The 12,288-nt window shown below is 62.1% G+C and carries 7 protein-coding genes and 2 pseudogenes; 4 read left to right on the forward strand and 5 right to left on the reverse strand.

The window, feature by feature from the left end:
* Nucleotides 1-139: 139 nt before the first annotated feature.
* The gene (locus B2D37_RS13850; RefSeq protein ID WP_079203230.1) at nt 140-469 is read right to left on the reverse strand and encodes a TraR/DksA family transcriptional regulator; all 330 of its coding nucleotides are present in this window, start codon (nt 467-469) and stop codon (nt 140-142) included.
* A gap of 296 nt (nt 470-765) precedes the next feature.
* Nucleotides 766-2,430, reverse strand: a complete 1,665-nt coding sequence (ettA, locus tag B2D37_RS13855; RefSeq protein ID WP_079203231.1) for an energy-dependent translational throttle protein EttA — start codon at nt 2,428-2,430, stop codon at nt 766-768.
* Between the two features lie 426 nt (nt 2,431-2,856).
* Between ettA and B2D37_RS13860 the strand changes: the two genes are divergently transcribed.
* The 3 genes from B2D37_RS13860 to B2D37_RS13870 all read left to right on the forward strand — a co-directional run bounded on the left by B2D37_RS13860 (nt 2,857) and on the right by B2D37_RS13870 (nt 9,260).
* On the forward strand, nt 2,857-6,999 hold the full coding sequence (locus tag B2D37_RS13860; protein ID WP_079204987.1) for an EAL domain-containing protein: 4,143 nt from the start codon (nt 2,857-2,859) through the stop codon (nt 6,997-6,999).
* Between the two features lie 429 nt (nt 7,000-7,428).
* On the forward strand, nt 7,429-8,685 hold the full coding sequence (gene glyA / locus B2D37_RS13865; protein WP_079203232.1) for a serine hydroxymethyltransferase: 1,257 nt from the start codon (nt 7,429-7,431) through the stop codon (nt 8,683-8,685).
* A 203-nt stretch (nt 8,686-8,888) separates the two neighbouring features.
* On the forward strand, nt 8,889-9,260 hold the full coding sequence (locus B2D37_RS13870; protein ID WP_079203233.1) for a PilZ domain-containing protein: 372 nt from the start codon (nt 8,889-8,891) through the stop codon (nt 9,258-9,260).
* 93 nt (nt 9,261-9,353) lie between these two features.
* Here the strand turns inward: B2D37_RS13870 and radA are convergent.
* From radA to B2D37_RS13885, 3 genes and pseudogenes are all read right to left on the reverse strand, one after another.
* A pseudogene (radA, locus tag B2D37_RS13875) lies at nt 9,354-10,717 on the reverse strand (DNA repair protein RadA).
* A 66-nt stretch (nt 10,718-10,783) separates the two neighbouring features.
* Nucleotides 10,784-11,052, reverse strand: a pseudogene (locus B2D37_RS23730) (YdcH family protein).
* Nucleotides 11,053-11,118: 66 nt separating this feature from the next.
* On the reverse strand, nt 11,119-11,367 hold the full coding sequence (locus tag B2D37_RS13885) for a YdcH family protein (RefSeq protein ID WP_079203234.1): 249 nt from the start codon (nt 11,365-11,367) through the stop codon (nt 11,119-11,121).
* A 141-nt stretch (nt 11,368-11,508) separates the two neighbouring features.
* Between B2D37_RS13885 and B2D37_RS13890 the strand changes: the two genes are divergently transcribed.
* Nucleotides 11,509-12,255 (forward strand): EAL domain-containing protein, encoded by a 747-nt coding sequence (locus tag B2D37_RS13890; RefSeq protein WP_079203235.1) that lies wholly within the window; start codon nt 11,509-11,511, stop codon nt 12,253-12,255.
* The last annotated feature ends 33 nt before the right edge of the window (nt 12,256-12,288 follow it).

Consider the following 12,288-nt stretch of genomic DNA (forward strand, 5'->3'; position numbering starts at 1 on the left):
CCCAGGCTCGTGAAAAGATGCCGGCATACGTCAGATCAGCAGCCTTACGCATGAGCCTGCGCCAGGAAGCCGCCATCCTCCTGGCGCTATCCACGCCCGCCACTGGCAGGGCAACTGAAATAGAGCCGATGCAGCCCTGCTAGCCGGCACCTACGTGATCGGCACAGGCCAGGCAATATTCGGCAGCCGGCAACACCTGCAAGCGCGCGACCTCAATCGGTTCGCCACAACGCAGGCAGTCACCATAAGTGCCTTCGGCCAGCCTCAGCTTGGCCATGCCCACCTGCCGCATGCCCGCCTCGGCCTCAGCTTGCAGGGCTTCCAGCACCTCATCGTTCTGTCGTTGCAGGGCCTGTTCGGCGAAGTCCGGCGAGTGGCTGCGGGCCAAGTCCCGCCGAGTGGCTTTGGCCCGAGCGCTGTACTCGACGAACAGGGCATCAAGCGCTGCTTGAGGATCGAAAGCAGACATAGGGAAAACTCCAGAGGAACCTGAGTCTTTAAAGTGTGGACGTTCCTGGCCGACTTGCACTGAGATCAATCACTACATGCATGAATAGCCAATCGATCCTGGCTGGCTAACTAATGACATCGGCCACTGCCGTGGCGGCGGCAGACCAACCGGAAAGGTCTTCGAAACGCCGATAAAGCTTCGCGGATAAATCCGCGCCTACGGGAAAACAGACACCCGGGCAGCGCATTGCCGGAAAACAGCCATAAAAAAGAGCCTGCACAGGCTATGTGCAGGCTCTTTTTGCCAACGGGTTACTACGCCAGTTTCTTATGGCGTACGCGGTGCGGCTGGGAGGCGGCGTCGCCGAGGCGTTTCTTGCGATCGGCCTCGTACTCGGTGTAGTTGCCCTCGAAGAACTCGATGTGCGAGTCGTCCTCGTACGCCAGGATGTGGGTGGCGACGCGGTCGAGGAACCAGCGATCGTGAGAGATGACGATGGCCGCGCCAGGGAAGTCGAGCAGCGCTTCTTCCAGCGAACGCAGGGTTTCCACGTCGAGGTCGTTGGACGGTTCGTCGAGCAGCAGGACGTTGGCGCCCTCTTTCAGGGTCAGGGCCAGGTGCAGACGGCCACGCTCACCACCGGAGAGATCCTTGACGAACTTCTGCTGGTCGCCGCCCTTGAAATTGAAGCGGCCGACGTAGGTACGCGCGGGAATCTCGTAGTTGCCGATGCGAATCTGGTCGGAACCGTCGGAAATCATCTGGAACACAGACTTGCTGCCATCGAGGTCATCGCGACTCTGGTCGACGCAGGCCAGCTGCACGGTTTCGCCGATCTCGATACTGCCCGAGTCCGGCTGCTCCTTGCCCATGAGCATGCGGAACAGGGTCGACTTACCGGCGCCGTTGCCGCCGATCACCCCGACGATAGCGCCCTTGGGCATGCTGAACGACAGGTTGTCGATCAGTGCACGGTCGCCGTAAGCCTTGCTCACGTTGACGAAGTCGATGACCTTGTCGCCCAGGCGCGGGCCGGCCGGAATATAGATCTCGTTGGTTTCGCTGCGCTTCTGGAATTCCTGCGACTGCAGTTCCTCGAAGCGTTGCAGACGCGCCTTGGATTTCGACTGGCGCGCCTTGGCGCCTTTACGCACCCACTCCAGCTCTTCCTTCATGGCCTTTTCGTGGGCCGATTGCTGCTTGGATTCCTGGGCCAGGCGATCCGACTTGGCCTCCAGCCAGCCGGAATAGTTGCCCTCGTAGGGGATACCGGCGCCGCGGTCGAGCTCGAGAATCCAGCCGGCGACGTTGTCGAGGAAGTACCGATCGTGGGTGATCGCCACCACGGTGCCGGGGAAGTCGTGGAGAAAATGCTCCAGCCAGGCCACCGAGTCGGCGTCCAGGTGGTTGGTCGGCTCGTCGAGCAGGAGCATGTCCGGCGCCGACAGCAGCAGGCGGCACAGCGCGACGCGGCGTTTTTCACCACCGGAAAGCACGCCGACCTTGGCATCCCAGGCTGGCAGACGCAGCGCATCGGCGGCGACTTCCAGCTGGCGCTCGAGGTTGTGGCCGTCGCTGGCTTGCAGGATGGCTTCCAGCTTCGCCTGTTCGGCGGCCAGCTTGTCGAAGTCGGCATCCGGCTCGGCGTATTCGGCGTAGACCTGATCGAGGCGCGCCTGGGCGTCCTTGATCACGCTGACGGCTTCTTCGACCACTTCGCGCACGGTCTTGTTCGGGTCGAGTTGCGGTTCCTGCGGCAGGTAACCGACATTAAGGTCGGGCATCGGCCGGGCTTCGCCATCAAACTCGCTGTCGACACCCGCCATGATTTTCAACAGGGTGGATTTGCCCGAACCGTTGAGGCCAAGCACGCCGATCTTGGCGCCAGGAAAAAACGACAGGGAAATGTTCTTGAGGATTTCCCGCTTCGGCGGCACTACTTTGCTCAGCCGGTGCATGGTGTAAACGTATTGGGCCATGAATAACCTTGGTTCTAAGACAGAAAACTGAAAATGGCAGCGGTTTGTCGCGCAACAAACGCAGGGCATGGGTGACGACTTCTGCCAGGCTACACACCCGGTACCACACACCACCTGGCTTATCGAAAACGCCGATAAAAGCTCCCGCGCGCGTGCGGCAAAGCTACCGGAATGCGCCGTGCAGGGCAAACGACGCTGGTCGGCGCCACTGGCACTTCGCCACGGTTATGGCATGCTAGCGGCCCTCGCGCGCGCCCGTATTGCCTGAAGACATGGACACGCCCTGCTTTCATCCAGCCGTAATTGCAGGATCGTTATCAAGTGCCAAGCCACCCATCACCGCCGTTACCACACGCACCAGACGAACCGTTGACGCCTTCCCGGCGCAGCTCCATCAAGGGTGCTCTGGTCGCGCTGGTGCTGGGCATGCTGGCGTTGCTGCTGTGGCAACTGCAGTTGGAGTCGCAGCATTTTCTCGACAACCAGCGCCAACTCAACCATGCATTCAACGTGCAACTGGCCAATAACATCAGCCTGAGCATGGAACTGAAGGCTCAGGCCGGCATGGTGATGCTGCAACAAAACACCGCCGCGCCAGGCCCAGGCGAGATCGACGAGAACCTGCTGCGCAGCCTGCAAGGAGTCTTTAGCAGCCTACACAGCCTGGCCTGGCTCGGCCCGCGCGGCGATATCCAGACAGATACCCAAGTCCAGGCGGATGACCCGCAATACCTGGCTGGCCTGATCCAGCGCAGCAACGGCTCGGCTTATCACTATGCGTTCAACACCCGCGATGGCGGGCTGATCTACCTACTGCTGCGTCAGAACGAGGGTGGCAGCCCGAGCGGTTACTGGGTCTTGCGTCTGACCGCCGACGCATTGCGCAACTGGATGTATCAACACCACCAGAGCCCCTATCGCTGGCAACTGGAAGACCACCAGGCGCAACTTACGCTTGCCAGCCAACAGGCCGACTCGACCACCGACAACGCGAGCGTGGCGCCGATAAGCGCTGCCGATCGGCAGCAGAGCATTCTCCTGGCGCCGCTCAACGGCAGCGACTGGCAACTGCGCGCCCTGTTCGACGAACGCAGTGCCCGCGCACAATTGTTACCCGCGCTGACCAGCAAACTCCTGTTATTCATCCTCTGCGCCGTGCTAACCCTGCTCGCCCTGTACCGCCTGCTGCGCGAACAGCGCAGCCTGCATGAACTCAATACGGCCTCGCGCCGCTCGCTGCGCCAGGCGGCCAGTGTTCTGGGGGCTATCGAGGAGCGCGTGCTGGTCACCGACAGTAATGGCCAACTGAGTTACCTCAACTCCCAGGCCGAGGAATTGTTCGGTTTACGCAGCACCGAGGCGCATAACTGGCACCTGCTGCAACTGCTGCCACGCCTCGATCCGCTGCGCTTGCACGACGGCGCCTTGCCTAACAACCCTGGCGCCGACCTGGTCGAGATCCAGCAGGATGGCATGCTCCGCCTGTTCGCGATAAGCCGCAGCGAACTCGCTGAGCCGGCCAAGCGCCTGGGCTTCGTCTGGGTGTTGCGCGACGTCACCGAGCAACAGCATGCCACCCGCGTGTTGCAGGAAACCCGCCGACGCTACCAGGATATCTTCGAAGGCACCGGCACCGCGCTCTGCGTACTGGACCTGGCCGCGCTGCCGGAGTACCTGCAACAGCAACAGATACATGACGGTGCGAGCCTGAGGTGCTGGCTGCTCGCCCAGCCGCAGCGGCATGCTGAGCTGCTGCAACTGCTGCGTTTCACCGAGGCCAACCAGGTCGCCCTGCGCCTGCTCGGCGTCGACTCCGTCGAACACGCCTGGCAGCACCTGATCGACAGCGGCCCGCTGCGCCCCGAGGGCTTCCGCGTGCAACTGCTCACGGCCCTGCTCGAGGGTGCCGGCCAGCTCGAACTGGAATGCCAGATCAGCACTCCGCAAGGCCACGAGCGTCACCTGTGGCTGCTGCTGCGCCTGCCGGAAAGCGCGCAGGAACTGAATGCAGTAACCCTGAGCATCAGCGACATCACCAGTCGCAAACGCATCGAGCTGTCGTTGATCGAGCGCGAGCGCTTCTGGGCGGATGTGGTGCGCGCGGTACCGGACACCCTCTACGTGCACGACCTGCTGAGCAAAAGCGTGCTGTTCAGCAACCACCACCTGGGCCTGCAACTGGGCTACAGCACGCTTGAGCTGAAAGCCCTGGGCGAGCGCTTCTGGGAGCACATCCTGCATCCGGACGACAGCGACTATTACTGGCGCATCCGCAACCTGCAGCAGGTAATCGGCGACGGCGTGCTGCTCGAATCCCAGCTGCGCTGGCGCCATCGCAACGGCACCTGGCGCTGGTTCAGCATCCGCGAGCAGGCCCTGGCCCGCGATGCCCGCGGCCGTGTCAGCCGCCTGATCGGGGTGGCCAAAGACGTCACCGAGCAGATCGAAAGCAGCGAATCGCTGCGCAACAGCGAGCAGCGCTACCGGCTGCTGGCCGAGAGCACCAGCGATGTGATTTTTTCCACCGACAGCAACCTGCACCTCAACTACGTCAGCCCCTCGGTGGAACCGGTGCTCGGCCATCCACCGGAATGGATTCTGGCCAACAGCTTCGACAGCCTGGCTGCCAACCCCCAGCAATTGGCCGGCCTGTCGATATTGCTCGAGCGGATACGCGCAGCGCTCGGCAGCCCCCTGCGCATGATCGAGTTGCGTGAGCAGTTCCAGCCGCAACTGTTCGTCTTCGACTGCCTGCGCGCCGATGGACGGAAAATCCCGGTCGAGTTGCGCCTGGTGCCAATGTGGGATGAGAACAGCCATTTCGAAGGCCTGCTCGGTGTGGGCCGCGACATCAGCCAGCAGCGCCGTGCGGAAAAAGACCTGCGCATGGCCGCCACGGTATTCGAACATTCCACCGCGGCGATCCTGGTCACCGACCCGGCCGGCTACATCGTCCAGGTCAACAAGGCCTTCAGTCGAGTCAGCGGTTATTCCTCGGCCCAGGTTCTCGACCAGTTGCCGGGCATGCTCACTGCCGATCGCCAGCAGGCCAGCCACCTGAATTATGTCCTCAACCAACTCCATCAGCGCGGTAGCTGGGAAGGTGAAATCTGGCTCAAGCGCCGCGACGGCGAGAGTTTCCCGTCCTGGGTGGGGATCACCGCGGTGCACGACGAAGAGGGCGACCTGGTCAGTTACGTGTGCTTCTTCAGCGACATCAGCGAGCGCAAGGCCAGCGAACAACGCATCCATCGCCTGGCCTACTACGACGCCCTGACCCTGCTGCCCAACCGCACGCTGTTCCAGGATCGCCTGCACACCGCCCTGCAACACGGCGAACGGCATCAGGAATGGGTGGTACTGATGTTCCTCGACCTCGACCGTTTCAAGCCGATCAACGATTCCCTCGGCCACGCCGCCGGCGACCGCATGCTCAAGGACGTCGCCGTGCGCCTGGAGGCCTGCGTAGACAGCGACGACACCGTGGCCCGCATGGGCGGCGACGAATTCACCCTGCTGCTGCAGTCGTGCGCCACTCGCGAAGGTGCACTGAACCGGGCGATTCATGTGGCCGAGCAGATTCTTGCCTGCCTGGCTCAGCCGTTCGTCCTCGAAGGCCGCGAATTCTTCGTCACCGCCAGCATTGGCATCGCCCTCAGCCCACAGGACGGCAACGAGCTGAGCCAGCTGATGAAGAACGCCGACACGGCGATGTACCACGCCAAGGAACACGGCAAGAACAACTTCCAGTTCTATCAGGCGGAAATGAACGCCAGCGCCCTGGAACGCCTGGAGCTGGAGAGTGACCTGCGTCATGCCCTCGAACAGCAGGAATTCATTCTTTACTACCAACCGCAGTTCTCCGGCAACGGCCAACGCCTGACCGGCGTCGAAGCCCTGTTGCGCTGGCAGCATCCAGTGCGCGGCCTGGTGCCGCCGGATGACTTTATCCCGGTGCTGGAAGAGCTTGGTCTGGTGGTGCAAGTCGGCGACTGGGTCCTGGCCGAGTCCTGCCGGCAACTGAAGAGCTGGCACGCGGCGAAGATCCGGGTGCCGAAGATCTCGGTCAACCTGTCGGCCCGGCAGTTCAGCGAGGGCGCGCTGGCTCAGCGCATCGCCGCGATACTCGAAGACAGCGGCGTCGCCCCGGCTTGCGTGGAACTGGAACTGACCGAAAGCATCCTGATGCAGGACGTGGCGAGCGCCCTGCGCACCCTCAACGACCTGAAAAGCCTTGGCCTGTGCATCGCCATCGACGACTTCGGCACCGGCTACTCGTCGCTGAACTACCTCAAGCAGTTTCCCATCGACGTGTTGAAGATCGACCGCAGCTTCGTCGACGGCCTGCCGCAAGGCGAACAGGACGCGCAAATCGCCCGCGCCATCATTGCCATGGCCCACAGCCTGAACCTTTCGGTAATCGCCGAAGGCGTGGAGACCCAGGCGCAACTCGACTTCCTGCGCACCCACGGTTGCGACGAAGTGCAAGGCTACCTGCTCGGCCGACCCATGCCCGCTCACCAGTTCGCCGCCCAGTTCAGCGGTGCCGCACTGTTTATGCTCAGCTAACGGAGAGGCAACCGGGATCGAGCCCGTAGGGCGTGGCGCACATCCAGTCCCGTAGCCCACTGTAATCCGGGGATACTGTTGCGGGCAGCGATCCGTTTCAGCCGCGAAGCTTTTCGCGGTGCATCGACGCACAAAGGATGGGTTGCCGCCAAGGCGATGCGCGGCAAGAGCGCATTTTCTGCACGGCGTAACCGATCATTGCGGCGTGCCTGTTGACGCCATGTCGGCTTACGCCGCGCCTTGAACCTGCAGCTCGCACAGGAGTGCGGCCGCCGCGAGCCCAACCTACCCGCTGGTAACTTATGCCTGCCGCCAGCATGAACCCCACTTGTCCGCCACATGACTGCGCTGCATACCCCTGCTTAACCGAGATGGGGTAGAATTCGCCCCCTCTTTCTACCGCCCAGCTGATTTTCTCAGGGATTTGCCATGTTCAGCCGTGATTTGAATCTTGCTCGTTTTGACGCCGAACTGTTTACCGCGATGGAGCAAGAAGCCCAGCGCCAGGAAGAACATATCGAGCTGATCGCCTCGGAAAACTACTGCAGTTCAGCGGTGATGGAAGCCCAGGGCAGCGTGTTGACCAACAAGTATGCCGAGGGCTATCCGGGCAAGCGCTATTACGGCGGCTGCGAATACGTCGATGTGGTCGAGCAGCTTGCAATAGATCGGGCCAAGCAGCTGTTCGGCGCCGACTACGCCAACGTTCAGCCGCACTCCGGCAGCCAGGCCAACGCCGCCGTGTACATGGCCCTGCTCAACCCGGGCGACACCGTGCTGGGCATGAGCCTGGCGCATGGCGGCCACCTGACCCACGGCGCCAGCGTCAGCTTTTCCGGCAAGATCTATCATGCCGTGCAGTACGGCATCGACAACGTTTCCGGCCTGATCGACTACGACGAAGTCGAGCGCCTGGCCGTCGAGCACCAGCCGAAGATGATCATCGCCGGCTTCTCCGCCTACTCCCAGGTCCTGGATTTCCCACGTTTCCGCGCCATCGCCGACAAGGTCGGGGCCTACCTGTTCGTCGACATGGCTCACGTCGCCGGTCTGGTTGCCGCGGGTGTGTACCCGAATCCGCTGCCGTTCGCCGACGTGGTCACCACCACCACCCACAAGACCCTGCGCGGCCCGCGCGGCGGCCTGATCCTGGCCCGCGCCAACGAAGCGCTGGAGAAGAAATTCAACTCAGCCGTGTTCCCAGGCGGCCAGGGCGGCCCGCTGGAGCACGTGATCGCGGCCAAGGCAGTGTGCTTCAAGGAAGCCCTGCAACCCGAGTTCAAGGTCTACCAGCAGCAAGTGGTGAAGAACGCCCAGACCATGGCCAGCGTGTTTATCGACAACGGCTATGACGTGGTCTCCGGCGGCACCGAGAACCACCTGTTCCTGCTCAGCCTGATCAAGCAGGACATCACCGGTAAAGACGCCGACGCCGCCCTGGGTCGCGCCTTCATCACCGTGAACAAGAACAGCGTGCCCAACGACCCACGCTCGCCCTTCGTCACCTCGGGCCTGCGCATCGGTACCCCGGCTGTGACCACCCGCGGTTTCAAGGAAGACGAGTGCCGCCAACTGGCCGGCTGGATCTGCGAGATCCTCGCCAACCTGGGCGACGAGTCGGTCGAAGCGCGCATCCGCGAGCAAGTCAAAGCGCTCTGCGCCAGGTTCCCGGTCTACGGCAACTAAGCTCAAGCGCAGCACTAAAAAGCCCGCCACTTGGCGGGCTTTTTAGTGGCGTGGCAACAAGCGTCGGATGGCTGCCGACTGACAATTACTCAGACCACCCGACCAGGCATTGGGCCTCGTGCCCCCCAAGTGCGCCGCATAAAGCCAAGCCCGCCGCACCGGCCTTGGCTATAGTGGACAAAACCGTGCAGGAGTTTATTTGTATGAGCGACACGAGCAACGAGCGTAGACGCTTTCAGCGCATCGCCTTCGACGCCCCCACCGAGCTCGTTCAGGGGGAGCGCCGCTGGGTTGTCGAACTGCATGACGTATCGCTCAAGGGGCTGCTGATCAAACGTCCGCAACAGTGGAATGGCGATCCCAATCACCCCTTCATCGCCAGTATCCAGCTCGCCGAGGACGCCCGCGTGGAGATGGAAGTGGTCCTGACCCGCACCCATGGCGAGCTGCTCGGCTTCATCTGCCGGCATATCGACCTCGACTCGATCAGCCACCTGCGGCGCCTGGTGGAGCTCAACCTCGGTGATGAGACCCTGCTGGAACGCGAACTGGCGGCGCTGGGCGAAAGGGACTGAGGGGGAACGATCCCTGATTGCGCTGACGCCTGGAGAAGAATCCCGGCGTCAGCTTCTGCTCCTATTGGCCGTTAGCAGCGTGCGGTTCAACGTCTATTCAAACAACGCATCAAGCGCCTGTTCCAGACGGGTTACCGCGATCACCTGCAACCCTGCCGGCGCCTCCTTGGGGCATTGCCCTTGGGCACGATGGCGCGTTTGAAGCCGTGCTTGGCGGCTTCCTTCAGGCGCTCCTGACCGCTCGGTACCGGCCGCACCTCGCCGGACAGGCCAACCTCACCGAACACCAGCAAATCATGGGCCAGCGGCTTGTTGCGCAGGCTGGAGATCACCGCCGCCATCAACGCCAGGTCGGACGCTGTTTCCAGCACCTTGACCCCGCCGACCACATTGATGAACACGTCCTGGTCATGGGTGGGGATGCCACCGTGGCGGTGCAGCACGGCCAGCAGCATGGCCAGACGGTTCTGATCCAGGCCCAGGGTGACGCGCCGCGGGTTGGCCATATGGCTGGTGTCGACCAGCGCCTGCACCTCCACCAGCATCGGCCGGGTGCCTTCCCAGGTGGCCATCACCACGCTGCCCGGCACTTCTTCCCGGGCGCGGGTGAGGAAGATCGCCGACGGGTTGGTGACTTCCTTGAGGCCCTTGTCGGTCATGCCGAACACGCCCAGCTCGTTGATCGCGCCGAAGCGGTTCTTCACCGCCCGCAGCAGGCGCAGGCGGCCATCGGACTCGCCCTCGAAATACAGCACGGTATCGACCATGTGTTCGAGCACTCGCGGACCAGCCAGCGAGCCATCCTTGGTCACGTGACCGACCAGGAAGATCGCCGTGCCGCTCTGCTTGGCGTATCGCACCAGCAAGGCCGCACTCTCGCGCACCTGGGACACCCCACCGGGGGCCGACTGCAATTGCTCGGTGAAGATGGTCTGGATCGAGTCGATCACCATGACCTTGGGCTGTTCCAGGCGCGCGGTGGCGATGATGCTTTCGATGCAGGTTTCGGTCATCACCTTGAGTTTGTCTTGCGGCAGGCCCAGGCGGCGGGCGCGCATGGCTACCTGCTGCTGGGATTCCTCACCAGTGACATAGAGCGCGGGAAAGCGCGTGGCGATATTGCACAGGGTCTGCAACAGGATGGTCGACTTGCCGATCCCTGGATCACCGCCGATCAGCACTACCGAGCCGTCTACCAGACCGCCACCGAGCACCCGATCCAGTTCGCCGGATGCGGTGGAAAAACGCGGCATTTCCTCGACACTGACTTCAGCCAGGGTTTTCAGCTGCGTCTGCTGCCCCGTCCAGCCGCTGCGTCCGCTGGGCGCAACCGCATGGGCTTCGATCATGGTTTCGGTCAGAGTGTTCCAGGTGCTGCATTCGCCGCATTGCCCGGCCCACTTGGGAAAGGTGGCGCCACACTCGGTGCAGCCGTACATGCGCTTGGCCTTGGCCATGGAGCGGACTCCCTCAAACGAAAGCCCGCATCATAGCCTTTACCAGCAGTCAATCGGGAAGCCGGATCAGCCCTTGCAGCAACCGCAGCACTGAGCGGCAGGGGGGCGAGGCGCTTGGCCACCTGATCTTTGAGGTCAACACGTTCGCGCTTCAACACGGCCAAGGCGGCATCGGCCAGCAGCTCGATACCCTCTTCGACGCGGCAAATACGCTTATCCAGCGTCTCGTATTCATCGGCCAGACGTGAGAAGTCCGGGTCGGCCTGACGCAAATCGTGCAACTCGGCACGTAGTTCGGGGAAATCATGAATCAAGGGGTGATGTTCGATATGCATGCTGATACTCCAAGGAAAGACTGGATTCAGCATATGCCCCTGCTCCGGCTCGCCCCTTGACCCGGATCAACCCACCGCACCGTTGCGCAGCAAGGTTTCGATTTCGTCCTTGAGGATAACCCTCTGCATTTTCAGGCCCTGTAGCTGCAACTCGTCCATTGCCATCCGGCCACCAAGCACCTCATAGATACGTTTATCCAGCTGTTCGTACTCCTCGGCCATACGGGCGAAATGACCATCAACCTGCAACAAGGCGCGCATTTGCGGTTCAAACTGTGGAAACTCGCGGCTGAGTGGATGATATTGCAATGGCATGGCAGCACCCTCCGAATGTATGTATCAGACTAGTTCAGCCCGATGCCTCACACCGATATCCTAGACCACTGGCGAACTTGCAGAACACGCGCGGCATTTATTGCTTAGCTTGGTTGGCGTGCCCCACACGAGATAATGCCCATGAACACGCCTTCAAACTGTTCCGCCTGCCTAGACGGGGAAAAGCTGGAGTTCCCCATTACCATGGCCTTCCAACCGATTCTCGACCTGGCCAAACAAGAAATATTTGCCCACGAGGCCCTGGTGCGCGGCACAACGGGGGAGTCAGCCGGCAGCCTGCTAGCCCGGGTCAATACCGACAACCGCTATGCCTTCGACCAGAGCTGCCGGATCAAGGCAGTGGAATGGGCGGCAAAGTTGCGGGTGCCGGCCATGGTTTCGATCAATTTCATGCCGAATGCCGTGTACCGCGCGGAAACCTGTATCCGCGCCACCCTGGAAGCGGCTCGGCGCTGCAATTTCCCGCTCGAGCGGATCATCTTCGAGGTCACCGAGCAGGAGCAGGTGCTGGATATCGCTCACCTCACCAATATCCTCAGGGCCTACCGCAAGCAGGGCTTCATGACTGCCATCGACGACTTCGGTGCGGGCTATGCTGGCCTCAACCTGCTGGCCGACTTCCAGCCCGACCTGATCAAATTGGACATGGCGCTGATCCGCAACATCGACCAGGACAGCGTGCGGCAGATCCTGGTCGAGGCAACCCTGCAGATGTGCCGCAAGCTGAATATCCGCGTGATCGCCGAAGGCATTGAAAGCACTGGCGAGCTCGATGCGCTGCGCGACATGGGGGTGGAACTGTTTCAGGGTTACCTGTTCGCCAAGCCGGGTTTCGAGAGCCTGCCCGACGTACGCTTTCCCTACTGAGTTTTTCACCCACGCTGAGCGCTCGCCTGGCAA

The sequence above is a fragment of the Pseudomonas sp. CC6-YY-74 genome, from assembly GCF_002025205.1.
Lineage (GTDB): Bacteria > Pseudomonadota > Gammaproteobacteria > Pseudomonadales > Pseudomonadaceae > Aquipseudomonas > Aquipseudomonas paeninsulae.